At 70.8% G+C, this 26,619-nt stretch carries 27 protein-coding genes; 14 read left to right on the top strand and 13 right to left on the bottom strand.

The window, feature by feature from the left end; genetic code table 11:
* Positions 1–13 precede the first annotated feature (13 nt).
* Positions 14–526, bottom strand: a complete 513-nt coding sequence (gene shbA / locus ACIRSS_RS11605; RefSeq protein WP_400893691.1) for an RNA polymerase sigma factor ShbA — start codon at positions 524–526, stop codon at positions 14–16.
* Positions 527–681: 155 nt separating this feature from the next.
* Between shbA and ACIRSS_RS11600 the strand changes: the two genes are divergently transcribed.
* Positions 682–1,041, top strand: coding sequence for a VOC family protein (locus ACIRSS_RS11600; protein ID WP_400893689.1), 360 nt, complete (start codon positions 682–684; stop codon positions 1,039–1,041).
* Between the two features lie 83 nt (positions 1,042–1,124).
* On the opposite strand, the gene ACIRSS_RS11595 is transcribed toward ACIRSS_RS11600, so the two are convergent.
* Positions 1,125–1,490 (bottom strand): RNA-binding S4 domain-containing protein, encoded by a 366-nt coding sequence (locus ACIRSS_RS11595; protein WP_364462582.1) that lies wholly within the window; start codon positions 1,488–1,490, stop codon positions 1,125–1,127.
* Between the two features lie 209 nt (positions 1,491–1,699).
* On the opposite strand from ACIRSS_RS11595, the gene ACIRSS_RS11590 reads away from it, so the two are divergent.
* On the top strand, positions 1,700–3,238 hold the full coding sequence (locus tag ACIRSS_RS11590; protein WP_400893687.1) for a GMC oxidoreductase: 1,539 nt from the start codon (positions 1,700–1,702) through the stop codon (positions 3,236–3,238).
* Positions 3,239–3,290: 52 nt separating this feature from the next.
* Here the strand turns inward: ACIRSS_RS11590 and ACIRSS_RS11585 are convergent, their stop codons facing one another.
* Positions 3,291–3,776 carry a carboxymuconolactone decarboxylase family protein gene (locus ACIRSS_RS11585; RefSeq protein WP_400893685.1) on the bottom strand — a complete coding sequence of 162 codons (486 nt, stop codon included), beginning with the start codon at positions 3,774–3,776 and terminating at the stop codon, positions 3,291–3,293.
* Positions 3,773–4,849 (bottom strand): dihydrodipicolinate reductase, encoded by a 1,077-nt coding sequence (locus ACIRSS_RS11580; RefSeq protein ID WP_400893683.1) that lies wholly within the window; start codon positions 4,847–4,849, stop codon positions 3,773–3,775. Before ACIRSS_RS11580 ends, ACIRSS_RS11585 begins: the two co-directional genes overlap by 4 nt.
* A gap of 116 nt (positions 4,850–4,965) precedes the next feature.
* On the opposite strand from ACIRSS_RS11580, the gene ilvD reads away from it, so the two are divergent.
* Positions 4,966–6,657: a dihydroxy-acid dehydratase gene (gene ilvD / locus ACIRSS_RS11575; protein ID WP_400893681.1), complete on the top strand. Its 1,692-nt coding sequence runs from the start codon at positions 4,966–4,968 to the stop codon at positions 6,655–6,657.
* Here the strand turns inward: ilvD and ACIRSS_RS11570 are convergent.
* The gene (locus ACIRSS_RS11570) at positions 6,636–7,997 is read right to left on the bottom strand and encodes a class I adenylate-forming enzyme family protein (RefSeq protein ID WP_400893680.1); all 1,362 of its coding nucleotides are present in this window, start codon (positions 7,995–7,997) and stop codon (positions 6,636–6,638) included. The genes ilvD and ACIRSS_RS11570 overlap by 22 nt on opposite strands.
* Positions 7,998–8,011: 14 nt before the next feature.
* Positions 8,012–8,425 (bottom strand): SsgA family sporulation/cell division regulator, encoded by a 414-nt coding sequence (locus ACIRSS_RS11565; protein ID WP_400893678.1) that lies wholly within the window; start codon positions 8,423–8,425, stop codon positions 8,012–8,014.
* A gap of 629 nt (positions 8,426–9,054) precedes the next feature.
* On the opposite strand from ACIRSS_RS11565, the gene sigK reads away from it, so the two are divergent.
* The 4 genes from sigK (at position 9,055) to ACIRSS_RS11545 (ending at position 12,678) form a co-directional block, all read left to right on the top strand.
* Complete coding sequence (gene sigK, locus ACIRSS_RS11560; RefSeq protein ID WP_400893676.1) at positions 9,055–9,651, top strand: ECF RNA polymerase sigma factor SigK; 597 nt, start codon at positions 9,055–9,057, stop codon at positions 9,649–9,651.
* Positions 9,648–10,328: an anti-sigma factor domain-containing protein gene (locus ACIRSS_RS11555; protein ID WP_400893674.1), complete on the top strand. Its 681-nt coding sequence runs from the start codon at positions 9,648–9,650 to the stop codon at positions 10,326–10,328. The genes sigK and ACIRSS_RS11555 overlap by 4 nt, the downstream gene beginning before the upstream one ends.
* A gap of 18 nt (positions 10,329–10,346) precedes the next feature.
* Positions 10,347–11,903 carry a molybdopterin-dependent oxidoreductase gene (locus ACIRSS_RS11550; protein ID WP_400893672.1) on the top strand — a complete coding sequence of 519 codons (1,557 nt, stop codon included), beginning with the start codon at positions 10,347–10,349 and terminating at the stop codon, positions 11,901–11,903.
* Between the two features lie 94 nt (positions 11,904–11,997).
* The gene (locus ACIRSS_RS11545) at positions 11,998–12,678 is read left to right on the top strand and encodes a fasciclin domain-containing protein (protein ID WP_400893670.1); all 681 of its coding nucleotides are present in this window, start codon (positions 11,998–12,000) and stop codon (positions 12,676–12,678) included.
* A 1-nt stretch (position 12,679) separates the two neighbouring features.
* Here the strand turns inward: ACIRSS_RS11545 and ACIRSS_RS11540 are convergent, their stop codons facing one another.
* Together ACIRSS_RS11540 and ACIRSS_RS11535 are read right to left on the bottom strand one after the other, a co-directional pair.
* The gene (locus tag ACIRSS_RS11540) at positions 12,680–13,678 is read right to left on the bottom strand and encodes an LLM class flavin-dependent oxidoreductase (protein WP_400893668.1); all 999 of its coding nucleotides are present in this window, start codon (positions 13,676–13,678) and stop codon (positions 12,680–12,682) included.
* A gap of 45 nt (positions 13,679–13,723) precedes the next feature.
* Positions 13,724–14,383, bottom strand: coding sequence for a TetR/AcrR family transcriptional regulator C-terminal domain-containing protein (locus ACIRSS_RS11535; protein ID WP_400893666.1), 660 nt, complete (start codon positions 14,381–14,383; stop codon positions 13,724–13,726).
* A 90-nt stretch (positions 14,384–14,473) separates the two neighbouring features.
* On the opposite strand from ACIRSS_RS11535, the gene ACIRSS_RS11530 reads away from it, so the two are divergent.
* Positions 14,474–15,454, top strand: coding sequence for an NAD(P)-dependent alcohol dehydrogenase (locus tag ACIRSS_RS11530; RefSeq protein ID WP_400893664.1), 981 nt, complete (start codon positions 14,474–14,476; stop codon positions 15,452–15,454).
* 4 nt (positions 15,455–15,458) lie between these two features.
* Here ACIRSS_RS11530 and ACIRSS_RS11525 read toward each other — a convergent pair whose 3' ends face one another.
* A complete protein-coding gene (locus ACIRSS_RS11525; RefSeq protein ID WP_400893662.1) occupies positions 15,459–16,388 on the bottom strand; it encodes an alpha/beta hydrolase family protein in 930 nt (309 codons plus the stop codon).
* A 503-nt stretch (positions 16,389–16,891) separates the two neighbouring features.
* Positions 16,892–17,491, bottom strand: a complete 600-nt coding sequence (locus tag ACIRSS_RS11520) for a QsdR family transcriptional regulator (RefSeq protein WP_400893660.1) — start codon at positions 17,489–17,491, stop codon at positions 16,892–16,894.
* Positions 17,492–17,575: 84 nt separating this feature from the next.
* On the opposite strand from ACIRSS_RS11520, the gene ACIRSS_RS11515 reads away from it, so the two are divergent.
* Positions 17,576–18,199, top strand: a complete 624-nt coding sequence (locus ACIRSS_RS11515) for a DsbA family oxidoreductase (protein ID WP_400897408.1) — start codon at positions 17,576–17,578, stop codon at positions 18,197–18,199.
* Here ACIRSS_RS11515 and ACIRSS_RS11510 read toward each other — a convergent pair.
* The 3 genes from ACIRSS_RS11510 to ACIRSS_RS11500 all read right to left on the bottom strand — a co-directional run bounded on the left by ACIRSS_RS11510 (position 18,177) and on the right by ACIRSS_RS11500 (position 20,035).
* Entirely contained in the window at positions 18,177–18,359 is a 183-nt protein-coding gene (locus ACIRSS_RS11510) for a hypothetical protein (protein ID WP_400893658.1), read from the bottom strand. The two genes, ACIRSS_RS11515 and ACIRSS_RS11510, sit on opposite strands and share 23 nt — an antisense overlap.
* Positions 18,360–18,481: 122 nt before the next feature.
* Complete coding sequence (locus ACIRSS_RS11505; RefSeq protein WP_400893656.1) at positions 18,482–18,931, bottom strand: hypothetical protein; 450 nt, start codon at positions 18,929–18,931, stop codon at positions 18,482–18,484.
* 117 nt (positions 18,932–19,048) lie between these two features.
* A complete protein-coding gene (locus ACIRSS_RS11500) occupies positions 19,049–20,035 on the bottom strand; it encodes a LacI family DNA-binding transcriptional regulator (protein WP_400893654.1) in 987 nt (328 codons plus the stop codon).
* A 135-nt stretch (positions 20,036–20,170) separates the two neighbouring features.
* Between ACIRSS_RS11500 and ACIRSS_RS11495 the strand changes: the two genes are divergently transcribed.
* From ACIRSS_RS11495 to ACIRSS_RS11475, 5 genes are read left to right on the top strand one after another with little or no spacing between them, the layout of a single operon-like run.
* Positions 20,171–21,100, top strand: coding sequence for a carbohydrate ABC transporter permease (locus tag ACIRSS_RS11495; RefSeq protein ID WP_400893652.1), 930 nt, complete (start codon positions 20,171–20,173; stop codon positions 21,098–21,100).
* 1 nt (position 21,101) lies between these two features.
* Positions 21,102–21,965 carry a carbohydrate ABC transporter permease gene (locus ACIRSS_RS11490; RefSeq protein ID WP_400893650.1) on the top strand — a complete coding sequence of 288 codons (864 nt, stop codon included), beginning with the start codon at positions 21,102–21,104 and terminating at the stop codon, positions 21,963–21,965.
* 28 nt (positions 21,966–21,993) lie between these two features.
* Positions 21,994–23,331, top strand: a complete 1,338-nt coding sequence (locus ACIRSS_RS11485) for an ABC transporter substrate-binding protein (RefSeq protein WP_400893648.1) — start codon at positions 21,994–21,996, stop codon at positions 23,329–23,331.
* On the top strand, positions 23,328–24,866 hold the full coding sequence (locus ACIRSS_RS11480) for an alpha-N-arabinofuranosidase (RefSeq protein WP_400893646.1): 1,539 nt from the start codon (positions 23,328–23,330) through the stop codon (positions 24,864–24,866). The genes ACIRSS_RS11485 and ACIRSS_RS11480 overlap by 4 nt, the downstream gene beginning before the upstream one ends.
* Positions 24,859–26,607 (top strand): beta-galactosidase family protein, encoded by a 1,749-nt coding sequence (locus ACIRSS_RS11475; RefSeq protein ID WP_400893645.1) that lies wholly within the window; start codon positions 24,859–24,861, stop codon positions 26,605–26,607. The genes ACIRSS_RS11480 and ACIRSS_RS11475 overlap by 8 nt, the downstream gene beginning before the upstream one ends.
* Positions 26,608–26,619 lie beyond the last annotated feature (12 nt).

Genomic DNA, 26,619 nt, shown 5'->3' with positions numbered 1-26,619 from the left:
AACCAGCGTAGCTCTAACCGCCGACCACTTTCCGCAGCTGGCTGAGCGCCCGGTGCTGCGCCACCCGCACCGCGCCCGGGGTCGACCCCACCACCTCCGCCGTCTCCTCGGCCGACAGCCCGACCGCCACCCGCAGCACGACGATCTCCCGCTGCTTCTCCGGCAGCACCTGCAGCAGCTTCGCCATCCGCTCGCCCAGCTCGCGGCGCAGGGCGTAGTGCTCGGGATCCAGCGACGCGTCGACCTCCTCGGGCAGCTCCGCCACCGGCTCGTCCCACTGCCGGGCCGCCGCCTTGCGGGCCGCCGCGACCTTGTGGCGGGCGATGCCGCACACGAAGTTCGGGAACGGCCGGTCCGGGGGCCGGCCGGGCAGGGCCTTCAGCAGGGCGACGCACACGTCCTGGGCGACGTCGTCGGCCGAGCGCCAGGCGTCGGGCCGAGCGCCGAGACGGGCTCGGCAGTAGCGCACCACCAGTGGCCGGGCCGCCGCGAGCAGGCGGTCCGGGGCTTCTTCCGCGGTTGTCATCGTTCCCCTCCATCCGGCGGGGGGACTACCCGTTTTCGCCCCGGACGGACCCGCGCCGGGCGAAGTCCCCGTTATCCGCGGTGAATTCCCGCGCGCGACGGCGATAACTAGGTCATCACGCGAAATGACCATCGGCCGGGTGGCACCCTGGGGGCATGACCTTCGGACTGCACCACGTCCAGCTCGCCATCGAGCCGGCCAGCGAGGACCGCTGCCGCGCGTTCTACGTCGGCGTGCTCGGCCTGACCGAGATCCCGAAGCCGCCCGCGCTCGCCGGCCGCGGCGGGCTCTGGCTGCGGACCGGCGGCCTCGAACTCCACCTCGGCGTCGAAGAGGACTTCCGCCCGGCGCGCAAGGCCCACCCGGGCATCCTCGTCGACGACCTCGACGCGCTGGCCGACCGGCTGCGGCGGCACGGCGCCGACGTCGACTGGGACGACGGCTTCCCCGGGCATCGCCGGTTCTACACCCACGATTGCCTGGGCAACCGGCTCGAGTTCCTCAGTCCCGCGTAACCCTCGCGCATTCGTCGGCCCGGCCGAATCACTTCGGCCTTGTTGCGATCGTCCCATTTCGGAAATGGTTCGATCGCAACAAATCAGAACTCCTGCTGCCGGAATGCGTCCAGCACGCGGCGCTCCCTTTTGGTCGGACGGCCCGCGCCGCGGTCGCGCCGGGCGACCGGGATCGCCGTCTCCGGCGGCGGCTTCGGCGTCCGGTCCACGTAGCACGTCACCGCGTCCGGCGCGCCCACGCGTTTCTGGATCACCCGTACCACGTCGAGGATCCTGGTCGTCCCGCCGATGCGCAGGCGGACTTCGTCACCCGGCACGACGGTCGTCGCGGGCTTGGCCGGCTTGTCGTTCACGCGCACGTGCCCGCCCCGGCACGCGGCCGCGGCGTCCGGACGCGTCTTCGTCAGCCGGACCGCCCAGAGCCAGCGGTCCACTCGGGTCGACTCCACAGTCGTCCATCATGGCCCATTCAGCGGAATCCTCGCGCAACCCGGGGAGGTTACTCGCGGGTATATGTCGACTTGTCTGCACCACTGAGTTATAACCTGTTCTAATATACCTCAACGGTGAGGACTATCACATGCGTGACGAATCCGTATGGAGAACGGCTTCTGGGCAAGTTTCCCGTCGTCTTTTCATTGCTGGAACTGGTTCTATCTTGGCGGCCGCGGCTGTGGGGAGCCGGGCGGCCGCCGCCACCATCGCCGACGCCGCGCGCGTGCCCGCCTTGGTGATCGGGTCGGGCTACGGCGGCTCGGTCGCGGCCCTGCGCCTGGCCCAGGCCGGCGTCGACGTCCAGCTCGTCGAAATGGGCATGGCCTGGGACACGCCCGGCTCGGACGGCAAGATCTTCGCGAACACGACCAGCCCGGACCAGCGCTCGTTCTGGTTGCGCACCAGGACGAAGCAGCCGCTGTCCAACTTCCTCGGGTTCCCGATCGACAAGGACATCCCGAAGTACACCGGCATCCTCGACGCGGAGGAGTTCGGCGGGATCATCGTGTACCAGGGCCGCGGCGTCGGCGGCGGCTCGCTCGTCAACGGCGGCATGGCCGTCACGCCCAAGCGGGAGAACTTCGGCGCGATCCTCCCGACGGTCAACGCCGACGAGATGTACGGCACCTACTACCCGCGCGCCAACGCCGGTCTCGGCGTCGGCCTGGTCGACCCCACCTGGTTCGACTCCGCCGAGTGCTACCAGTACGCGCGCGTCGGCCGGAAGCAGGCGCAGCGGTCCGGGTTCCCGTTCGTCTTCGTCCCGGACGTCTACGACTGGAACTACATGCAGCAGGAGCAGGCCAACACCGTGCCGCGGTCGGCCCTGGCCGGGGAAATCCTGTACGGCAACAACTACGGCAAGAAGTCCCTGCAGAAGACCTACCTGCCGCAGATCAGGGCGACCGGCCGGGTGACCATCTCGCCGCTGCACCGGGTGACGTCGGTGACGCTCGCGGCCGGCGGCGGGTACGCGGTGACGCTGGAGCAGCTGAACACCTCGGGCGGGGTGATCGCGACCAAGGGCGTCACCGCGGACAAGGTGTTCTTCGCCGCGGGCAGCGTCGGCACGAGCAAGCTGCTGGTCAAGCTGAAGGCCACCGGCGCGCTGCCCAACCTCAACGGCGAGGTCGGGAAGGGCTGGGGTGACAACGGGAACGTGATGGTCGGGCGCGCCAACCAGATCTGGGACCCGACCGGCAGCCTCCAGTCGTCCATCCCCTGCGGCGGCATCGACAACTGGGCCGCGGGCGGCGCGTTCGCCGAGGTGGCGCCGCTGCCGACCGGGATCGAGACGTGGGCGTCGTTCTACCTGTCGATCACGAAGAACCCGAACCGCGCCCAGTTCACCTACAACCCGGCGACGGGGAACGTCGACCTCAACTGGCAGACGGCCTGGAAGCAGCCGGGGATCGACATGGCGAAGACCATCTTCGACAAGATCAACGCGAAGGAGGGCACGATCTACCGCACGGACCTCTTCGGCGTGTACAAGATCTGGGGCGACCACCTGACGTACCACCCGCTCGGCGGCGCGGTGCTCGGCAAGGCGACCGACAACTACGGCCGCTTGGCCGGCTACCCGGGCCTGTACGCGATCGACGGCTCGCTGATCCCGGGCAACACGAGCGTGAACCCGTTCGTGACGATCACGGCACTCGCCGAGCGCAACATCGAGAAGATCATCGCCACGGACTTCTAGCCCGGCGCAAGTCCTCGTGAGTGGGAAACAGGGTTCTAACCCTGTTTCCCACTCACGACCGGTGGGACGGCAGGACGCAGACGGTGTCCAGGCCCAGGACGTGGTTGAGGCGCCCGAAAGCCAGCCACGAACCCAGGCTCATGGACAGCTCGACGATCTCCTTCTGCGTGTACTGCGCGGACATCCGCTTCCAGAACTCGTCGTCCAGGTTGTGGTGGTCGGTCGCGTACCGCTCGGCGTACTCCGCCGCGAGCCGCGTGCGCTCGTCGAAGAGCTCGGTGGTGCGCCACTCCGAGACGGCGTCCGCGAACTCCGGCTCGACCTTGACGCCGTCGCGCTCGGTGCGCCAGTCCAGGCAGAAGACGCACCCGTTGATCTGCGCGATCCGCAGCCGCGCGGCCTCGAACTCCCGCAGCCCCAGCGTGGTGTGCGAGTACACCGCCAGCGAGAACTGCGACGCGGCGATCCCGATGCCGGGCACCATCTCGCCCCACACGTACCCGATCGGGTCCTTGCCCTCGGGGATGTCGATGTTCACGAGCGCCTCCTTCCGAGCTTGCCGGCTGCCGGGCGCAGCGGGATGTCGAGTGCGTCGTAGAGGCCGGGTTCCGCCTCGGCCAGCCAGTCGATCGCGCCGACGAGCCGGCCGACGGCGGTGGCATTGCCGCCCGCGGACCGGTTTTCGCCTTCGTCGCTCGCCTCGACGCTGACCTCGATGCGCGGCCGGCCTTCGATGATCACGCGGTGGGCGCCGTCGCCGCTGGGTGGCGTGGGCCAGTCCGGCGCGCACGACGGGTGGATGCGCGTGACGTGCTCGATGACGATCCGCGGTTCGCCGTCGACGATGCCCTGCACCTCGAACCGGACCGCGCCCTGCGTGCCCTTCTCGAACTCGCCCATGGTCCGCGTGGACACGGTTTCCTCGAGGGGACGCCGTTGCAGCGTCTCGCGGAGTTCGTCCACCTCGACGCCGAGGCCGCGCGCGATCAGCCGGACCTGTCCGCCCCAGACCATCGACGGGACGCCGGTCATCAGCATCGGCGGGTCGTAGTCCATCGGCTGGCCCATGCCGACCAGGTACCGGACGGAGTCGGGCTGCTCGTAGGTCGAGTAGTCGAAGATCTCCTGGCAGCGGATGACGTCGACGTCCGTGCCGAGCCCGCTGATCAGCAGCGGCAGCACGTCGTTGCCCCAGCCGGGGTCGACGCCGGAGACGAACAGCGAGCCGCCGCCGTCCTTGATCGCGGCCAGCACCGGGTCGCGCAGCTCCGGGGGCGCGTTGCGCTGGTCGTAGAGCGGGTAGAGCGCCGGCGTCACGACGACCGCGCCCGTCCCGACCGCGCGGACGATGTCGGCGAGCGCGTCGTCGAACCGGACGTCGCCGGAAGCGGCGTAGACGACGGCTCGCGGGCTCGCGGCCAGCACGGCGTCGATGTCGTCGGTCGCGGCGACCCCGAGGTCCCCGACGCCCGCCAGCGCGCCCGCGTCCTTGCCGACCTTCGCCGGGTCGTGGACCAGCACGGCGGTCAGCTCCAGCGCCGGATGGGCGTCGACGGCCCGGATTGCCGCACGGCCGACGTTGCCCGTGCCCCACACCACCGTGGCGATCATTTCGCCGAGTTTTCGCCGGTTCGCCCGGGTCCGGGAAGGGATTCGTTCCGGCCAGCGGACCGCGGCGGGCCGAGTAGGCTGCAGTGCGTCCGAACGTCGTACCGGAGGGCCCCGCGATGACGATCGATCCGAAACCCCGCAGCCGCACGGTGACCGACGGGATCGAGGCCGCGCCCGCCCGCGGCATGCTCCGCGCCGTCGGGATGGGGGACGGCGACTGGCGCAAGCCGATCATCGGTGTCGCCAGCTCGTGGAACGAGATCACGCCGTGCAACCTGTCCCTCGACCGGCTCGCGCAAGCCTCGAAGGAAGGCGTGCACGCGGCCGGCGGCTACCCGCTGCAGTTCGGCACGATCTCGGTCTCCGACGGCATTTCCATGGGGCACGACGGCATGCACTTCTCGCTCGTGTCCCGCGAGGTCATCGCCGACTCCGTCGAGACGGTCATGCAGGCCGAGCGGCTCGACGGCTCGGTGCTGCTGGCCGGCTGCGACAAGTCCCTGCCGGGCATGCTGATGGCGGCCGCCCGGCTCGATCTCGCGTCGGTGTTCCTCTACGCGGGCACGATCGCCCCCGGTTGGGTGAAGCTCACCGACGGCACCGAGAAGGACGTCAGCATCATCGACGCCTTCGAGGCCGTGGGCGCGTGCCGGGCCGGCCGGCTCGGGACCGCCGACCTGGACCGCATCGAACGGGCCATCTGCCCTGGTGAGGGCGCCTGCGGCGGAATGTATACCGCGAATACGATGGCATCGGCGGCCGAGGCGATGGGGATGAGCATGCCGGGATCCGCCGCGCCGCCGTCCGCGGACCGCCGTCGCGACCACTACGCGCACCTTTCAGGTGAAGCCGTCGTCGGGCTGCTCGAGCGCGGGATCACCGCTCGGGACATCCTGACGCGCGAGGCGTTCGAGAACGCGATCACCGTCGTCATGGCGCTCGGCGGCTCGACCAACGCCGTGCTGCACCTGCTGGCCATCGCGCACGAGGCGAAGGTCGAGCTGACCCTCGACGACTTCAACCGCGTCGGCGACCGCGTCCCGCACCTGGGCGACCTCAAGCCGTTCGGCAAGTACGTCATGCAGGACATCGACCGCCACGGCGGCATCCCGGTGCTGATGAAGGCGCTGCTGGACGAGGGGCTCCTCCACGGCGACGCGCTGACCGTCACCGGCCGGACCGTCGCCGAGAACCTCGCCGAACTCGACCCCGACCCGCTCGACGGCGAGGTCCTGCGGAGGCTGGACAACCCGCTGCACCCGACCGGCGGCATCACGATCCTGCGCGGGTCACTCGCCCCCGAAGGCGCGGTCGTGAAGTCCGCGGGCTTCGACACGGCCAACTTCGAAGGCCCGGCGCGCGTGTTCGAACGCGAGCAGGAGGCGATGGCGGCGCTGAACGAGGGCCGGATCTCCGCCGGCGACGTCGTCGTCATCCGCTACGAAGGCCCCAAGGGCGGGCCGGGCATGCGCGAGATGCTCGCGATCACCGCGGCGATCAAGGGCGCCGGGCTGGGGCGCGACGTCCTGCTCTTGACCGACGGGCGATTTTCGGGCGGGACGACCGGGTTGTGCATCGGCCACGTCGCGCCCGAGGCGGTCGACGGCGGCCCGATCGCGTTCATCCGCGACGGCGACCGGATCGCCGTGGACATCAAGGGCCGCAGCATGGACCTGCTGGTCGACGCCGCCGAGCTGGCCCGTCGCCGGGAAGGCTGGGAGCCGCTGCCGAACAAGTTCCCGGAAGGGGTGCTCGGCAAGTACGCGAAGCTGGTCCGGTCGTCGTCCTACGGCGCCGTCACGAGCTGAGCGAGCGCGCGTTTGTCGACCTTGCCGACGTCGGTGAGGGGAAGTGCGTCGACGAAGTCCACTCTCGCCGGGACGTAGTGGTCTTGGTCGAAGATGGCTTTGGCGTGCGCTCTCAGGTCGCCCTCGGTCACTTCGCCGGTGGTGACGACGACGGCGTGCAGCAGGTCGCCTTGGCCGAACACGGCCGCGCTCCGCACCGCCGGGTGCGTCTCCAGCGCGTGCTCGACGACGGTCGTGGGGACCTTCGTGCCGTGCTCGCCGGTGACGACGACGTCGTCGGCGCGGTCGAGCAGGTAGAGGTAGCCGTCGTCGTCGAAGCGGCCGAGGTCGCCGGTGCGCAGCCAGCCGGCGCCGACGTCCGGGCCGCCGAGGTAACCGTCCATCATGGACAGTCCGCGCACCTCGACCTCGCCGTCGGCGGTGATGCGGGCTTCCATGCCGGGCACGATCCGGCCGACCGAGCTTCGCAGCTCGGGGCGCGCGATCAGTTCGGCGGCGGAGATGCTCGCGATCATCGGCGCTTCGGTGAGGCCGTAGCCCTGGCCGACGACCGGGCCGAAGACGTCGAGGGCCTGGGCGAGCCGGTGGGGCGGCAGCGGCGCGGCGCCGAGGGAGAGCGAGCGGACGCTGCTGAGGTCGGTGTTCTTCCGCCGGGGGTGATCGAGGACGGCGGCCAGCCGCGGCGGCGTCAGGGAGAGCGTGTCGATCCGGTGTTCCTGGATCGCGTCGAGGACGGCGCCTGCGTCGAAACCGTCGTGGATGAAGACGGTTTCGCGCCGGAGCAGCGTGCCGAGGACGGTGGCGTTGCCGGTCATGTGCGTCATGGGGGCGACGAGCAGCGTGCGGCCGGGGGCGTCCGGGTTCGGCGTGAAGATGTGCGCCATGCCGTCGTAGATGCCGCTGTGGCGGATGAGCTTGGGGGTGCCGGTGGTGCCGCCGGTGGGGAAGAGGAGGTGCACGGTTTCGGGCGGGTCCAGCGGTTCGGGGTCGCCGTCGAGGTCGTCGAGGGTCCTGGTGTCGGCGCCGGGCCAGTCGCAGGGGCGATCGGTGACGACGGCGGCGCCTGCGGCCGCGGCGAGCCGGTCTCGCGTCGGCGCCGAGGCCGGGACCATGAGCGCGGTCGCGCCGCGCAGGAGGGCCGCGAGCTGGACGAGGACGGTCTCGGGCCGGTTCCGCAGGTCGATCGCGACGGTCCCCGTTCGGCGGAGGCCGCCGTGCAGCCGGCGGAGGCGGTCGCGGGCCTGGTGGTAGGTGGTGACGCCGACCCGGTCGTCGTGGAAGAGGGGACGGTCACCGCCGTCCTCGAGCGCGGCGAGGACCTTCGTCAGGAAGAAGCTCACCGCGTGGACGGTACTCAGTCCTGGTAGGAGAGCTTCGCGAGTTCCTGGTCGAAGTCGAACCAGCCGGTCTCGCCGCCGGCGGGGATGACCTCGTAGGTCCGGTCGAGGAAGGCGGCGACGTCCTTGGCGGGCGCTTCGAGCACGGCGGCGCCGTCGGGGGAGGTCAGCTCCACGACGATCAGGGCGGGATCGCCGGCCGGCCCGACGCGGACGTCACCGTCGCCGCAGCGGGCGAGCAGGCCATCGGCGAGGAGGTCCCGCCCGAAGAGCCACCGGACGGCGCTCGGGCCGGCGTGCAGCACCACGGCGACCGCATAGGGGTCGCGGGTGTCGTACTCCAGCTCGGCGGGCACCGGCCGCGGCCCGGCGCCGAAGGTGCGCAGGGCGAAGTCGATGCTGGCGCTGGTCACGCTGTGCGGGTCGGCCATCGGGGCTGCCTTTGCTACTCGTCGGTTAACTTCGTCTTGTTCCAGGGATAACCCATGGTGAGTTCAACGCCCAGCGTTCCGAAAAACTTTCACACTCTGGGGTGATCAAGAAGTGTGCGAGGTCACCGTCGGCGTGGCCGAACGGGCAGGTTTCTCACGCTGGGTGATTGGCCGATGTGGAGTGGCTGCATAAGTGAAGTCGCTGCAGTGTCGACGCAGATGCGCCATCGCGGGCGGTTCGTGACTGGAGTCGCTGCGTAGCTGAAGTGACTCCACTTTCGCAGCCGATGCAGGACTGAGGTCACTGCGCACCCGGAGCCGCCGCGGCAGCCGGGCGACCCACGGCAGCGGAGACATCGAGGACATCGTCGGCCGACCCCCACGAGACCGCCCCGACCCCGCCGGACCGACCTCGACACGCGACGACATCCCCGGCCAACTCCCGACGAGACCGCCCCGACCCCCGCGAACCGACCTCGACACCAGACTTTCGGAGCCCTCCCACCCCCGGATGGGTCCGACCCCCCGAGTTGCACCGTCCGGGTGGGAAGCGCCACTGCACACCAGTCCGCGCGGCCTCCCAGCCGCGAACGCCCCACACAACCAGGGTGAGGCGGAGGGTGCCGGGCATGGGTGAGCGTGGGCGGCTGCGGCTGCAACCGGACGGAGCGCCGGTGCCCGCGGCGAACGCCGAAGAACTGCTGCGGCGTGTCGCGGCGGGAGACGAACCCGCCTTCGCGGCGCTGTACGACGTCATCGCCGGTCCGGTGCTCGGACTGGTGACTCGCGTGCTGCGCAACCACGCCCAGGCCGAGGAAGTGGCGCAGGAGGTGCTGGTGGAGGTGTGGCGCAAAGCCGCTCGCTACGTCCCGGACCGGGGGAGCGCGCTGTCGTGGGTGCTGACCATCGCCCACCGCCGGGCCGTCGACCGCGTGCGGTCGCACCAAGCCGTGATCGACCGGGAAGACAAAGCCGGCCGGATGGATGTGCGGCGGCCCTTCGACGAGGTCACCGAGTCCACTTTGGCCACGCTCGACCAGCAGCGCGTCCGGCAGTGCCTGGCGCAGCTGACCGATCTCCAGCGCGAGTCGATCGTGCTGGCCTACTACAACGGCTACACCTATCCCGAGGTCGCCGAGGTGCTGAAAGTGGCACCCGGGACCGTCAAGACCCGCATCCGGGACGGTCTGATCCGGCTGCGTGACTGCCTGGGGGTGGATCGATGACCGCCGAGCTGCACACGCTGACCGGGGCCTACGCGCTGGACGCACTGTCCGATGTGGAGCGTGCCGGGTTCGAACGGCACCTCGGCCAGTGCGCGGCGTGCCGCCAGGAAGTGGCCGAGCTGCGCGCGACCGGCGCGCGGCTGGGAGCGGCCGCCTCGGTGACCCCGCCGGCCGAGCTGCGGTTGCTGGTGCTGGCCGACGTCGCCCGCACGCGGCAGCTGCCGCCGCGGATCCCGATCCAGCGAGGCGGCGAACCCAAGCGCGGCAAGGTCTTCCGGCTGCGCGTGGCGCTGGCCGGGGCCGCCGCGGCGGCCGTCGTCGCGGTCGGCGTCGGGGTCGTCACCTCGACACCCCCGGCGCCCGTCGACTCCGTGCTGTCCGCGCCCGACGCCTCGGCGATCCAGGGCACCGGCGAGGGACACGCGACGCTGGTCGTCTCGCGCAGCCGCAACCAGGCCGTGCTGCTCGCCTCGGACCTGCCCGCGCTCGACGCCGGCCACGTCTACCAGGTGTGGCTCATCCGCGCCGGCGAGGCGCACTCGGCCGGGCTCTTGCAGCCGCGGATGCTGATGTCCGACATCCCGCCCGGCACCGACCGGATCGGCATCACCGTCGAGCCCGCGGGCGGGTCCGCGGGCCCGACGACCCCGGCCGTCACCCGGATTTCCCTTGCCTAGCGATCGGATGCGCACGCGATGAGCACCTCCACGGCCGAACGGCCATCCCCGACGGCACCCGCGCCGAAGCTCCGCTGGTGGGTCGCCGCCCTCCTGGGCGTCTTGGCGCTCGCGGCCGCGTTGGCGGCGGGCCACCTCGTCGCCGGGTTCGTCGGCGTCAACGCGTCGCCCTACCTGGCGGTCGGGAACGGCGCGATCGACCTGACGCCGATACAGCTCAAGGACTTCGCGGTCCGCACCTTCGGCACGTACGACAAGCTCGTGCTGCTCTCCGGCATGGCCGTCGTCATGGTGCTGGCCGCGGCCGTCGCGGGGATCGCCTCCCGGCGCACGCCGTGGCCGGGGCTCGTCGTGGTCACCGGGTTCGGCCTCGTCGGCCTGGTCGCGGTGTACGCGCGCCCCGACCTCTCCACCGTCGCCCTGCTCGCCCCGCTGGCCAGCCTGGTCACCGGCGTCGCGACGTTCGCCTTCCTGCACCGGGCGGCCCGGCGCGACGTCGTGGCCGACTCCTCGCGCCGGACGGTGCTGCTGGCCGGCGCCGGCGTGGTCGTCGGCGCGGGAGTCGCGGGCCTCGGCGGGCAGCTCCTCGCCGGCAGCCGGGACGCGGCGTCGTCGCGCGCCGCCGTCGGGCGGCTGGTCCCGGTGCGCACCGCGCCGATGATCCCGGCCGACGCCGACTTCGCGAAGCTGGGCACGCCGACGTTCGTCACCCGCAACGCCGACTTCTACCGCGTGGACACCGCGTTGTCGGTCCCGCAGGTGCGGACCGAGGACTGGAGCCTGCGCCTGCACGGCATGGTCGACCGCGAACTGCGCTACCGCTACGGCGACATCCGCAACCGGCCGCTGGTCGAACGCACCATCACGATGACGTGCGTCTCCAACGAGGTCGGCGGCACCTACGTGTCCACGGCGAACTTCATCGGCGTCGACCTGGCGGACCTCCTCGAGGAGGCCGGGGTCCGGCCCGGGGCCGAGCAGCTCTATTCGTCCAGTGTGGACGGCTGGACGTCCGGCAGCCCGGTGGCCGCGGCGATGGACCGCGAGCGCGGCGCCATGCTCGCCATCGGGATGAACGGCGAACCGCTGCCAATCGAACACGGATTTCCGGCGCGGCTCGTGATTCCGGGGTTGTACGGTTACGTGTCGGCGACTAAATGGGTCACCGATCTCGAAGTGACGACCTGGCAGGCGCGGCAGGCCTATTGGCTGAAACGGGGCTGGAGCCGCGAAGCGCCGATCAAGACGGAATCGCGGATCGACACGCCGAAGGGTTTCGAAACCGTGCCGTCCGGAAAGGTGCGCGTCGCCGGCATCGCCTGGGCGCAGCACACCGGCGTCGAGAAGGTCGAGGTGCGCCTCGACGACGGCCCGTGGCGCGAGGCCATGGTGTCACACGAGGTGAACCTCAACACCTGGCGCATGTGGTGGATCGAGTTCGACGCCGCGCCCGGCGGTCACCAGGTCGTCTGCCGGGCGACCGACAAAAGCGGGTACACGCAGACGGACATGCGCGCCGGAACCGTGCCCGACGGAGCCACCGGGTGGCACAGCATCGCTTTCACCGCCCGGTGACCTGAATCACCCGATCGGGGGCCAATCCGTTTGCGGAACGGCCCCGAATCACCCGCAAGAAGAAGTTCACAGCCGCTTTTTTGGAGTGATTTTCGTGACCAAGCTTCGTGTCGCCGGAATCGGTTTCGCCGCCGTGGCCGCGCTTTCGCTGACCGCGTGCAGCGGCAGCGACACCGCTTCCTCCGGGAGCTCCAGCAGTGCCCCGGCCCCCGCGCCGTCGTCGTCGATGGCCGCGCCGTCGTCTTCCGCCGACTCCGCCGCGTCCAACGGCGTGACGACCAACGCCGACGTCTTCGGCCCCGCCTGTTCGCAGCTGCCGCAGGGTTCCGCGCCCGGCTCGCTGGACTCGATGGGCCCGCAGCCGGTCGCTTCGGCCGCGTCGACGAACCCGCTGCTGACCAAGCTGGTGGCGGCGGTCAAGGCCACCAACCTGGTCGACACCCTCAACAGCCAGCAGGCCATCACCGTGTTCGCGCCGGCCGACCCGGCGTTTGCGGCGCTGGGCGACGCGAAGTTCAACGAGCTGGCGGGCAAGCCGGCCGAGCTGGCGCCGATCCTGCAGTACCACGTCGTCGGCAAGCGCTACGACGCCAAGGGCCTCGCGGCCGCCGGCACGCTGGACTCGCTGAACACCGCGGGCGGGCCGCTGAAGATCGAGGGCTCGGGCGACAACCTGACCGTCAACGGCGCGAAGATCCTGTGCGGCAACATCCCCACGAAGAACGCCACGGTCTTCGTGATCGACAAGGTGCTGACCCCGGGCACCAACAAGTAAGTCAGCTCTTCCGGCCGAGCTCCGGGCCCAGGCGTTCCGCGATGTCGGTGAGGATCTGCACGTAGTCTTCGTGTTCGAAGGTGAACGGCAGGGCGAAAGCCACCTCGTCGACCTCGCGGAACGCCTTGTGCGCGTGCAGCCGCTCGGCGATTTCGGCCGAGCTGCCCACATAGTCGGGGGAAAACAGCATTCGCGCCGGGCCCTGCGGTGCCGCGGTGCGCGGCAGCCGCTTTTCGGCGTAAGCCTCGTACTTCGCGCGCTGCTCCGGCGTCGCCGAGTCGGTCGGGATGACGACCAGGCCCTGCGAGATGCGCCCGGCCGGGTGGTGTTCGCGGAAGGTCCGGATGTGCGACAGCTGGATCTCGGCGAAGTCCGTGCTCTCGCCTTCGGCCTTGACCACGCTGCTGGTCAGGAAGTTCATCGCGTGCTTGCCCGCCCACTCCGCCGAACGCAGGCTCGCGCCGCCGTACCACAGGCGCTCGCCCAGTCCGGGTGCCTGCGGCTGGACGCGGTCGGAGAAGACCTCGAAGCCCTCGGTGCCGCTGAACCCGGTGGCCGGCTCGCCACGCACGAAGTCCAGCAGCCGCCGCACGCGCTCGTAGGAGAAGTCCTCGGCGTCCGCCGTGTCCGGGTAGAGGGCGCGCTTGACCTCGTCGTAGCGCATCGGCGGCCCGACGCTGATCCCCGGGTTGAGCCGACCGCCGGAAAGCAGGTCGACGGTGGCCAGGTCCTCGGCGAGCCGCAGCGGGTTCTCCCAGCCGAGCGGGATGACGGCGGTGCCGAGCTCGATCCGTTCGGTGCGCTGCGACGCGGCGGCCAGCACGGCGACGGGTGACGAGATGCCGTGCTGCAGGTGCCGGTGCCGCACCCAGGCGCTGTCGAACCCGAGCCGCTCACCGAGCTCGATGATCTCCAGCGTCGACTCGTGCCCGCGTCGCGGGTCAGCGGGGTCGAAGAGGCCGATGGTCAGGAAGCCGAGCTTCCGCAGTGGTCGCGACACACCGCCGATTCTGCTCCGCCGGGCCGCGGTGTCCCACGTGCTGGACTACCGGTCCCGCAGCAGGTCCAAGCCGGCGAGGATGAGGTCCAGCCCGAACTCGAACTCCGCCTGGTCGTCGCACCAGCCCAGCGTCGAGTCCGGGTCGTCGTGGGCGATCTCGCTCAGCATCCCCACCAGGTTCGGCAGCTGCGCCGCCAGCTCCGCCGGGATCTCCGCCGACGCGCCCGCGTTCGGGTCGAACACCTCGTGGCTGAACCCCAGGGCCCGGCTGCCGAGCGCGTGCAGGGCGTGGTGGATCCGGTCGTGCGAGAACCCGCCGTCGCGCATCACGCCGACCAGCCCGTCGTAGTACTTCAGCACCGCGAGGCTCGTCGACGACCGCGTCTCGAACAGCGGCGGGGCCCAGCGGTGGCGGAGGAACACCTCACGGGCCGTGAGGATGCGCCGGCGGGCCGTGCGCCGCCAGTCCGGACCGGGTTCCAGCCGGGCGACGGCTTCGTTGATCTCTTGCGCGACGACGTCGACGATCCCGTCGAGCACGTCGTCCTTCTTGGCCACGTGGTAGTAGAGCGACATCGCCTCGGCGCCGAGCTCCTCCGCGAGGCGGCGCATCGTCACCGCGCGCAGACCGTGCTCGTCGGCCAGCGCGACGGCCGTTCGCAGCACGCGCTGCCGGCTCAGCGGGATCCGCGCGTCGGTGGTCACGCCGAAGATCGTACAACGTAAGGCCCCTTGACCCCGTGTCCGGACCGCAGCTACCTTACAACGTACGACTTACAACGTAAGGGAGGCGCTGTGAAGGCTCTCGTTCAGCACGTGTACGGCTCAGTGGAGACTCTGACCTGGGAAGATGTCCCCGATCCCGTCCCCGCGGACGGTGAGGTGCTGGTCCGCGTGCACGCCACGTCGGTCAACCCGTACGACTGGCACTTCATGAGAGGCGAGCCCTACGTCGCGAGACTCATGACGGGCGGGTTCGGTCTGCGCCGCCCGACGGTGGGCGTCCTCGGCTGCGACCTGGCGGGCCGGGTGGAGACCGCCGGACGGCGGTTTTCGCCGGGCGACGACGTCTACGCCTTGCTGCCGCGCGGCGCGTACGCGGAGTACGTCTGCGTAAGTGAGGACCTGCTGGCACCCATGCCCGCGAACCTCACCCACGAGCAGGCGGCGGCGATGCCGATGGCGGCCCTCACCGCGTGGGTCGCGCTGGACGGGGTGTCCGCCGGGCAGCGCGTGCTCGTCAACGGCGCTTCGGGCGGCGTCGGCACCTTCGCCGTCCAGCTCGCGAAGGCGTTCGGGGCGGAGGTCGACGCGGTGTGCGGCGCGGCGAACGCGGACCTCGCGCGATCCCTCGGGGCGTCGCACGTGGTCGACTACCGGTCCGCCGACTTCACCCGCACCGGACGGCGGTACGACGTCGTGCTGGACATCGCCGGCGGCCGGTCGCTCTTCGCTTGCCGCCGGGTGCTGGAGCGTCCGGGCCGGTTCGTCGCGGTGGGTGGGCCGGCGGGACGCTGGCTGCAGCCGGCGGGGCACGTCTTCGCCGCGCTGGCCGCCGGGCCGTTCGCGCGGCGGCGGGTGGTGCTGGCGGACGCGGTCGCCTGCCCGGACAAGAAGGCCGTCCTGGGCGAGCTGGCCGCGCTGGTGGAACGGGGTGCGGTCACGCCGGTGATCGACCGGAGCTACCCGTTCGACGACCTGCGCACCGCGATCGCGTACCAGGAAGCCGGGCACGCCGGGGGAAAGGTGTCGGTCACCCTCGGCGTGCCCGGCTGACCGGTCAGCCGTGGTGCGGGCAGTTGCCGCGGTAGTCCGAAATGGACAGGTCCGGGCTCGGGATCGGGCAGAGGAACTGTTCGTAGCGGGTGTCGTTGTCGATGAACCGCTTGAGCCAGGACAAGGTGTACTTCGCGATCGTCGTGTTCGGCGAGTTGGGGGCGAAGTGGCTGGCGCCGCGCAGTTCGAGGTACGCCTTGTCCAAAGAGGACGGCAGGCTGGTGTAGAACGGGATCGAGTGCGTGGCCACCGGGGCGACGGTGTCCGCCTGCGCGCCGACGACGAGTGTCGGCACCTGGAGGGTCGACCAGTTCTTGGTCAGGTCCCAGCCGGTCAGCGGGATCGCGGCCTGCAGCGACGGCCGGGAGCGCGCCGCCTCGAGCGTGCCGCCGCCGCCCATCGAGTGCCCGACGACGCCGAGCCTGCTGCTGTCGATGCGGGACCGGACGCTGCTCTGCTGGGTGAGGTAGTCGAGCGAGGCCAGCAGCTGCCGGCCCCGGCTGTCGGGCTGGTCGCTGGTGGTCAGCGTATCGATGGTGAACACGACGAACCCCTGCGACGCGAGCCGCGGGCCCAGCCAGGCGATGCTCGACTGGAGCGCGGTGAAGCCGGGCGCGATCGAGATGGCCCCGAACGTGCCGGCGGTCGTGGTGGTGGGGTAGTAGATGGTCCCGCCGCCGAAGCCCGAGACGGCCAGCCGCGACACGGTGACGGTGCTGGTAGCGAAGCTGCCGCGGCTCGCTTCGATGCTGGCGGTGGTCGGGTCGGGCCCCCGTTCGTAGGGGTTGTCGGCGGCGGGCGCCGGCGAGGCGACGACGGTGGTGACCGTCAAGGCGGCCGCGAGGACCCCGGCGGCCTTGGCCCGCCAGGAGCGGCGGCGAGAAATTTTCTCACCCGAGCCAGACGACGTCGGCGGGCTGGTGAGTACGGACATGGATCGCTCTCTTTCCCCGGGCAGGCGGAAGCGCGCCCGGACACGGAGGGGCGGATCGGCAGAACCGTTGCACGGCAACGAAGGGCGTGCCGCGTGCGGGATGCGGGGTAACCGCTTTCCCGTGGACTCATGAAACACTTCGGTCAAATGTTCCACAACACCCGAACGGGTGAGCGGTTGGCCGACTGTGCGCTTGCTCAGCGATTCGGGGGTGGGAGGCACTCACGCAGGTGAGCAAAAGTGGGCCGGGGGCTTCCGGCCGCCGCGGCGAGTGCGGCGGGGGTGGTTGCGCCGCACCGCCGTGGCCGCTCCGGACGCGGCGGTCGCTCCGGGTACGGCGGCTGCTCCCGGGCGCGCGGTTGCTCCGGGTGCCGCGGTTGCTCTCGGGCGTGGCGGTTGCTCCGGGCGCGGTGGCTGCTCCGGAACCGGTGGCTGCACCCGAGCGCGGCGGCCGCTCCGGATATAGCGGCCGCCGATCGCCCGCCGCGTGGCAGGCAACCGCGTCAGTGGGCCGCGGTCGGTTCCAAAGCTCCGCGCACCAACGTGTCCAGCAGCGTCGTCGCCACCTTCAAGTCCACCGTTCGCGCCGCCAGCACGTCCGAGTACAAGAACGACTCACCCAGCCGCACCACCGCGAACGCCAAGTCCGGCAACCCCACCAGCGGCGTCAAACCCGCCGCCGCGGCGTCCGCGCGGAACAGCTCCACGTGCGCGTCGACCAACGCCGGCTGGACTGCTCCGCGCGGGTCGGTCAGCACCCGCAACGCCACCGTCGACTCCGCCTCGATCAGCTTGCGCATGCCCTCGTTGCCCGCCACCTCGCGGCGGTACTCCTCCATCACCCACAGGCACCGCAGCCGACCCTCGGGGTCGCGGACCGCGGCACCGTGGGCGGCGTGCCAGTGCTCCAGCGCCCGCTGCCACGTGCGGTCGGACAGCAACCGCAGCCCGGCGCCCATCAGGTCGTCGCGGTTGCCGACGCGGCGGAAGAACGTCGTGCGGGAGATCCCCAGCTCGGCCGCCATCCGGCCGAGGTCGAGGCGGGTTCCGGCGAACAGCAGCCGCGCCGCGTGGCGGACGATGTCGTCGGTCGATACGGTCACCGCGCCACCCTATCCGCAGGTGGCCGCCGGTTACCTTGAAGTGCGTGCCACCGGCCGGGTTAGCTTGGTTTCGTGCGTGTTGACATCTGGTCCGATCTCGTGTGTCCCTGGTGCTACCTCGGCAAGCGCCGCTTCGAACGGGCGGTCGCCGAGCTCGGCGCCGACGTCGAGGTCGTGCACCACTCCTTCCAGCTCGACCCCTCGTTCCCGCGTGGGACGTCCCGGCCGACGCGCGAGGTGCTCGCCGAAAAGTACGGCCGGACGCTCGAAGAAGCCGACGCCATGGAAGCGCAGATGGAGCAGCGCGCGGCCGCCGACGGTCTCGAGTACCACCTCGACGGTGTCCACATGGGAAACACCGTCGACGGCCACCGCCTGGTCCACTTCGCGGCCGAGCACGGCCTGGCCGACACCGTCGTCGACCGGTTCTACCGCGCGCACTTCACCGAACGGCGGTCGCTGTTCGACCGCGAGTCGCTGGTGGAGCTGGCCGCCGAAGCCGGGCTCGACGCCGGCGACGCCCGCGCGGTGCTCGAGTCGGACGCCTACGAAGCCGAAGTCGCGTCGGACGGCGAAGAAGCCCGGGCGCTCGGCGCGACCGGGGTGCCGTTCTTCGTGATCGACCGGCGGTTCGGCGTCGCGGGCGCCCAGTCGCCCGAGGTGTTCGCCCAGGTGCTCCAGCGGGTCAGCGACGCCGCCGCCGGCTGAACCGCGACCGGTCCGTCGCGACGCCGGCCAGGTGCAGCGCGACGCACAGCAGCCCGGCGGTGGTCAGCGTCCCGGTCGTGACGATCGGCCCGAGGCCGAACCCGGCCAGTTCCATGAGCAGGGCCAGCCCGAAGAGCACGGCGGCGAGGATGGCGAGCATGACGGCCTCGTTTCTGCTGCGGTGCGGCCGAATGGTCCACACCACTGCGACGTTCGCGGGACCGGCGGTCCCGGCTTGGTGGCCGGTAATGCCCCGGCTTCCGCGCGGTGAAACGGAGTTCGTCACCGCACCGGGACGAAGCCGTCCGTGCTGACGCCGGCGTGCGTGGACGCGCTGGTCCAGAAGCGACCGCGGACGACGCGGACGTAGGACCCGTCCAGGGGGAAGACGAGCACGAGTTTCGCCCCGTCGGTCCCGCGCAGCAGGACTTCCCCGCGCAGGTTGCCGAGGAACTCGATGATGTCCCGCTCGATCTCGTCCGCGAACGCGCGCTGCTCGTCGCGCGAGATGTCGTACAGGTCGGTGTCGATGTCGTAGGTGACGCGCTTGCCGGTCACCGGATCCCGCGCCTCGAACTCCAGCCCGAGCCAGCGCGGCTCGACGACCACAGTGGCCCGCCACGTCGACCCGGCCAGCCGCCAGCACGCGTCGTCGGCGACGATCGTCCACGTGGTGGTGGTCCGGAGGTCGCGGAGGAAGTCCCGAAGCCGGTCGCCCACCGCGGATGTCATGCCCTCACCAGTTCCGCCTGACCGAGCCCAATCTGACCAAGCCCGCGGGGGCGCCCCCCGTCTTCCACTCTACCGGCAGGCACCGACAGTTCCGGACCGTCGCCGCGGGCCCGCAGGTCAAGCCGGGGGCGGGGCCGTGCTCGAACGGACGATCAGCTCCGTCGGCACCGACACCGGCTCGCCGGCCTCCGCGCCCGTCTCGATCTCCGCCAGCAGCGCCTCGACCGCGTGCCGGCCGACCGCCTCGAACGACTGGCGGATCGTCGTCAACGGGGGCCAGAAGTGGGCCGACTCCTCCATGTCGTCGAAGCCCACCACGCTCACCTCTTCCGGCACCCGGCGGCCCGACTCGTGCAGCGCCCGCAGCAACCCCAGCGCCATCTGGTCGTTGGCCGCGAACACCGCGGTCACCGAAGGGTCGCGGGCCAGCGCCAACCCGGCGTCGTAGCCCGACGACGGAGACCAGTCACCCGTCAGCACCGGCGGCACGAACGCGCCCGCCAGCTCCAAAGTGGCCCGCCACGACTTGCGGCGCCGCTCGGCCGAGTACGACTGCGGGGGACCCGCGATGTGCCACACCGTCGCGTGCCCCAGCTCCAGCAGGTGGCGGGTCGCCGTGGCCGCGCCGTCGGCCTGGTCGGTGTCCACCACCGGGTAGTCGTAGCGGGCGCTCGAATCGATCACCACCACCGGGAGCCCGTGCGGCAGCTCGATCTCGCTCTGGTCCAGCTGGTGCTGCTCGATCAGGATGATCACACCGTCGACGGCCTGCTCGTTCAGCTTGCTGAACGCGCCCGTCACCTCGCCCTGCGTCGGCCGCGTCACCGGCATCAGGATGATCGAGAACCCCTCCGGCACGACCGCCGCCGCGATCGCGTCGAGCGTGCGGCTGTTGCCGAACGTCGGCAGCGCCGAAATGATCACGCCGATGCTGCGGAACTTGCCGTTGCGCAACGCCCGCGCCGCGCTGTTGGGCCGGTAGCCGATGCGGCGCATCGCGGCGAGGACGCGTTCGCGGGTAGCGTCGTCGACGTTCGTCTTGCCGTTCGCCACCCGGGACACCGTCTGCCCCGACACGCCCGCCTCGCGGGCCACGTCCGCCATCGACGGTCCACGACGGGGGGATGCAGCCGGCACGAGTGTCTCCTCGGGAGTGTCCTGGACATGTTTACGTCAACACGTTACCCTTCGCCGCGAGAATGTTGACGTAAACATCCGCACGAAACTCCCGGAGGGACGATGACGTCCACAGCGGCACCGCCCGTCGCGGCCCCGGCTCGCCCGGCGCCCGCGGCCCGCCGCCCGCGGCGGAACTGGCGAGGCTGGCTCTTCGTCGCCCCCTTCATGCTGGTGTTCGCGCTGACCTTCGTCGCGCCGGTCGTCTACGCGTTCGTGCTCAGCCTCTTCCGCGACCAGGCTTTCTTCGGCGGCACGGTGTTCGTCGGCGGTGACAACTACGCACAGGTGCTCGCCGACCCCAAGTTCTGGGAGGCCTTCCGGCGCGTGCTGGTGTTCCTCGCCGTGCAGGTGCCGATCATGCTGGTGCTCGCGCTGATCGCGGCCTTGGCGATCGACAGCGCCCGGCTGCACGCCGCCGGGTTCTTCCGGGTCGTCATCTTCCTGCCGTACGCCGTGCCCGCCGTCGTCGCCGCCCTGATGTGGGGCTTCATCTACGGCGACCACTTCGGACTCGCCGCGGACCTCAACCACCTGCTCGGCACCGACGCGATCAAGCCGTTGTCCCAGAACTGGCTGCTCGCCTCGATCGGCAACGTCGTCACCTGGGAGTTCGTCGGCTACAACATGCTGATCTTCTACTCCGCGCTCAAGGTGATCCCCAAGGAACTGTTCGAAGCGGCCTCGATCGACGGCGCCGGCGCGTTCCGCACGATCCTTTCGGTCAAGCTCCCGGCGATCCGCGGGGCGATCGTGATCGCGACGATCTTCTCGATCATCGGCAGCTTCCAGCTGTTCAACGAGCCGAACATCATGCGCAACCTGGTGCCGAACGTGATCGGCACGTTCTACACGCCGAACATGTACGCCTACAACCTTTCCTTCGCCGGCCAGCAGTACAACTACTCCGCCGCGGTCGCGATCGTGATGGGCGTGATCACCGCGGTCATCGCCTACGTCGTGCAGCTGCGCGGCTCCCGGAAGGGGATGTGACGTGGCGACCTTTTCGGTGACGCGGCCGCGCAAGTCCCGCGTCCTCACCGCGGTCATGGCGCTGTACCTGCTCTACACCCTGGTGCCGCTGGTCTGGCTGCTGATCAACGCGTCCAAGACCCAGGACGCCCTGTTCTCGACCTCGGGCCTGTCCCTCGGCGGCACCTTCGCGCTGTTCGACAACATCGGCCAGACGTTCACCTACAACGGCGGGATCTTCTTCCGCTGGCTCGGCAACACGCTGCTCTACGTCGTGGTCGGCGCCGGCGGCGCGACGATCCTCGCCACCGCGGCGGGCTACGGCCTGGCCAAGTACCGCTTCCCCGGCCGCCGCGCGGTGTTCGCCGTCGTCCTCGGGGCCGTGGCCGTCCCCGCGACGGCGCTCGCCGTGCCGACGTTCCTGATGTTCAGCAAGCTCGGGCTGACGAACACGCCGCTGGCCATCATCATCCCGTCGCTGATCAGCCCGTTCGGCCTCTACCTGATCTGGGTCTACGCCGCCGACGCGATCCCCGACGAGCTGCTGGAAGCGGCGCGGATCGACGGCGCGGGCGAGCTCCGGATCTTCCTCACCGTGACGCTGCGCCAGCTCGTCCCCGGCATCGTCACGGTCGCGCTGTTCACGATGGTGCAGACCTGGAACAACTACTTCCTCCCGCTGATCATGCTCAGCGAGCCCAAGTGGTACCCGCTGACCGTCGGGCTCAACCAGTGGAGCGCGCAGGCCAACGGCGCCGGCGCCCAGCCGATCTTCAACCTCGTGCTCACGGGGTCGTTGCTCACGATCATCCCCCTCGTCCTCGCTTTCCTGCTCATGCAACGGTTCTGGCAGTCCGGGCTGAGCGCGGGCAGCGTCAAGCAATAGCCGTCACACCGTCGTGAAGGGACACTCGATGTCACGCATCCGCAGTCGCGCCAAGGCGTTCGCCGCCGTGGCGCTCGCCGCCGCCCTCGCGGTCGGCTGCTCGTCCGGGAGCACGTCCGGCCCCGCCGCCGCCACCGGCACCCAGGACTCGGTCGACGCCGCGCTCAAGGCGGGCGGGACGATCACCTACTGGAGCTGGACCCCCTCGGCCAAGGACCAGGTCGCCGCGTTCGAGAAGGAATACCCGAACGTGCACGTCAACTACGTCAACGCCGGGACGAACAAGGACGAGTACACCAAGCTGCAGAACGCGATCAAGGCCGGCAACGGCGCGCCGGACGTGGCGCAGATCGAGTACTACGCGCTGCCGCAGTTCGCGCTGACCGATTCACTGGTCAACCTGGACCAGTACGGCTTCGGCTCGTTCGAAAAGGACTACAGCGCCTCGACCTGGGCCCAGGTGAAGAACAGCACCGGGCTCTACGGCCTGCCGCAGGACTCCGGGCCGATGGCCCTGTTCTACAACAAGGAAGTCTTCGACAAGAACGGCATCGCCGTGCCGAAGACGTGGGACGAGTACCTCGCGGCGGCCAAGAAGCTGCACGCGGCCGACCCGACGAAGTTCATCGCCTCCGACACCGGCGACCCCGGGTTCGCGCTGAGCATGATCTGGCAGGCGGGCGGGCGTCCGTTCAGCGTCGACGGCAAGAACGTCAAGATCGACTTCGCGGACCCGGGCGTCAAGAAGTGGACCGCGAACTGGGACCAGCTGATCCAGGGCAAGCTGCTGGCCCCGGTCAAGGAGTGGTCCGACGACTGGTTCCGCGCCCTCGGTGACGGCACCATCTCGTCCCTGGTCACCGGTGCCTGGATGCCGGGCAACTTCATGTCTTCGGTGCCGGGCGGCAACGGGAAGTGGGCGGTCGCGCCGATGCCGACCTACGACGGGCAGCCGGTCACCGCGGAGAACGGCGGCAGCACCCAGTCCGTCGTCAAGCAGAGCGCCAACCCGGCGCTGGCCGCGGCGTTCGTGCGCTGGCTCAACCACGGCGGCGGCGTCCAGCCGTTCATCAAGAGCGGCGGCTTCCCGTCCACCACGGCCGACCTGACCTCGCCGGCGTTCGTCGACGAGGCCGTCCCGTACTTCGGCGGCCAGAAGATCAACCAGGTGCTGACCCAGGCGTCGAAGGACGTCGCGAAGGGCTGGACCTACCTGCCGTACCAGACCTACGCCAACAGCGTCTTCAGCGACACCGTCGGCAAGGCTTACCTGAACGGCACCGGTCTGGACGCCGGACTCGCCGCCTGGCAGCAGGCGCTCGTCGACTACGGCAACCAGCAGGGCTTCACGGTCAGCGCCGGATGACCGTCCACATCGAAGGTGACGCGGGCCAGGTCATCGGCCCGGTCCCGCGTCGCCTCTTCGGCTCGTTCGTCGAGCACATGGGCCGGTCCGTCTACACGGGACTGTTCGAGCCCGGTCACTCCACTTCGGACGATCGCGGGTTCCGCGGCGACGTGCTCGAGCTGGTCCGGGAGCTCGGACCGAGCGTGCTCCGCTACCCCGGCGGCAACTTCGTCTCCGGCTACCGCTGGGAGGACGGCGTGGGCCCGGACCGGCCGGTCCGGCTCGACCCGGCCTGGCACAGCGTGGAGTCCAACCGCTTCGGCCTGCACGAATTCGCCGCGTGGGCCGAAGCCGCGGGGGCCGAGGTGATGTACGCCGTCAACCTCGGCACCCGCGGCATCCAGGAGGCCACCGACGTCCTGGAGTACTGCAACCACGCGGGCGGCACGGAGCTGAGCGAGCGGCGCCGCGGCAACGGCGCCGACCGTCCGTTCGGCTTCAAGCTGTGGTGCCTGGGCAACGAGATGGACGGCCCGTGGCAGATCGGCCACAAGACGGCCGAGGAGTACGGCCGCCTGGCCGCCGAGACCGCGCGGGTCATGCGGATGATCGACCCGGACGTCGAACTGGTCGTCGCCGGCAGCTCGCACGCGGACATGCCGACGTTCGGGTCGTGGGAACGCACGGTGCTGCGCCACACCGCCGAGCTCGTCGACCACATCTCGCTGCACGCCTACTACCAGGAACTGCACGGCGACACCGACAGCTACCTGGCCAGCGGCGCCGCGCTGGACCGCTTCATCGGCACCACCGCGGGGATCATCGACGAGACGCTCGCCGAACTCGGTCTGGCCAAGAAGATCGGGATCAGCGTCGACGAGTGGAACGTCTGGGACCTGCGCCGCTGGAACGAGGTCGACCAGGCGCGGCTCGCCGAGGGCGGCTGGCGGGAGCACCCGCGGATCATCGAGGACGACTACACCGTCACCGACGCGGTCGTCGTCGGCTCGCTGCTGAGCTCCCTGCTGCGCAACGTCGACCGCGTCACCATGGCGAACCAGGCGCAGCTGGTGAACGTGATCGCGCCGATCCGCACCGAGCCCGGCGGCCCGGCGTGGCGGCAGACGACGTTCTTCCCGTTCCAGCGGGTGGCCGCGCTGGCGAGCGGGGCGAGCCTGCGCCTGTCCGTCGAGGGCGACCGGCTGCGGACCGCGCAGCACGGCGAAGTCGACCTCGTCGACGTCGCCGCGACGGCCGGGGAATCGGGGCGCGGGGCGGTGTTCCTCACCAACCGCGCCACCGCGTCGCCCACGGAAGTCCACATCCGCCTGCGCGGCGCGCGGTACGGCGTGTACGCCGCCGAAACGCTGACCACGCCCGACGGCGGGACGCGCCACACGACCAACACCGCCACCGCGCAACCGGTCCGGCCGGTGCCGCTGCCCGGCGCCGCCGCGACGTCCGACCCAGGGGGGACGACCATCACCGTGACACTGCCACCGCTGTCCTGGACCGTGCTCCAGCTGAGCCCGGAGGCGGCTCCGCATGCCTGAGTTCGCCATCGGGGAGACCGACTTCCTGCTCGACGGGCAGCCGTTCCGGATCCTTTCGGGTGCGCTGCACTACTTCCGGGTGCACCCGGACCTGTGGGCCGACCGGATCGACAAGGCCCGGCGGATGGGCCTGAACACCATCGAGACGTACGTCCCGTGGAACGCGCACGCCCCGTCGCCGGACACGTTCGACCTGTCCGGTGGCCTCGACCTCGACCGCTTCCTGCGGCTCGTCGCCGAAGCCGGGATGTACGCGATCGTCCGGCCCGGCCCGTACATCTGCGCGGAGTGGGACAACGGCGGCCTGCCGGCGTGGCTGTTCCGCGACCCGGCGGTCGGGGTCCGCCGGTACGAGCCGCGCTACCTCGCGGCCGTGCGCGAATACCTGACGCGCGTCTACGAAGTCGTGGCGCCGCACCAGGTCGACCGCGGCGGGCCGGTGCTGCTCGTCCAGGTCGAGAACGAGTACGGCGCCTTCGGTGACGACAAGCAGTACCTGCGGGCGCTGGCCGACCACACGCGCGCGTCCGGGATCACCGTGCCACTGACCACAGTGGACCAGCCGGACATGCTCGAAGCCGGCAGCCTGGAAGGGTTGCACCGCACCGCGTCCTTCGGCTCCGGCGCGCGCGAGCGGCTCGCGATCCTGCGCGCGCACCAGCCGACCGGTCCGCTGATGTGCAGCGAGTTCTGGAACGGCTGGTTCGACCACTGGGGCGCGCACCACCACACGACCCCGGCCGCCGACGCGGCGGCGGAGCTCGACGCACTGCTCGCCGCGGGCGCGTCGGTCAACCTGTACATGTTCCACGGCGGCACCAACTTCGGCCTCACCAACGGCGCCAACGACAAGGGCGTCTACCAGCCACTGGTGACGTCCTACGACTACGACGCGCCGCTGGACGAAGCCGGCGACCCGACGCCGAAGTACCACGCGTTCCGGGACGTGATCGCGCGCTACCACAAGGTGCCGGACTCCGTCCCGCCCCCGGCCCGCCCCGCGCCGACCGCTCACGCGGTGCTGCGCGACCCCGTCCGGCTGCTCGACGCCCCGGACCGCTGGGGCACCTGGGAGTTCCACGAGGAGCTGCCCGCGTTCGACGACCTGACGCCGATGCCGCGCCTGGCGCTGCTGCGCACGACCGTGGCCGGCGACCGGCCGGGCGTCCTGGCGTTCGGCGAGGTCCGCGACCGCGCGACGGTGTTCTTCGACGGCGACCCGGTGGGCACGCTGCAGCGCGACCACCACGAGCGGGCGATCGCGCTGCCGCGGGCGCACGGCGAGCTGCTGGTGCTGGTCGAGGACCAGGGCCGCGTCGACTACGGCCCGCGGATCGGCGAGGCGAAGGGGATCATCGGCGGGGCGACGCTGCACGGCGAGCCGCTGACCGGCTGGGACGTGCTGCCCGTGGAGCTGGACGCGCTCCCCGAGCTGCGCCCGGCGGCGCCGTCGCTGGTCGCCGGCGCGGTGGCCGGGCCGGTGCTGCTGCGCGCCGAGGTCGACGTCGACGCGTCCGCGGACCTCTTCCTCGACACCGGCGAGTGGGGGAAGGGTCTCGTGTGGTTCAACGGGTTCCCGCTCGGCCGGTACTGGCGGCGCGGGCCGCAGCGGACGCTCTACGTGCCGCGCCCGGTCGTCCGCGCGGGCGCCAACGACCTCGTCGTGCTCGAACTGGACACCATGCTCGACCCGGCGGCCCGGTTCGTGCCGCGGCCGCTGCTGGGCCACACGGAGGCCTGAGGAAGTCCCCAC

This window comes from Amycolatopsis sp. NPDC101161 (genome assembly GCF_044768185.1).
Classification (GTDB): Bacteria; Actinomycetota; Actinomycetes; order Mycobacteriales; family Pseudonocardiaceae; genus Amycolatopsis.
This window is presented reverse-complemented; position numbering and strand designations above follow the sequence as displayed.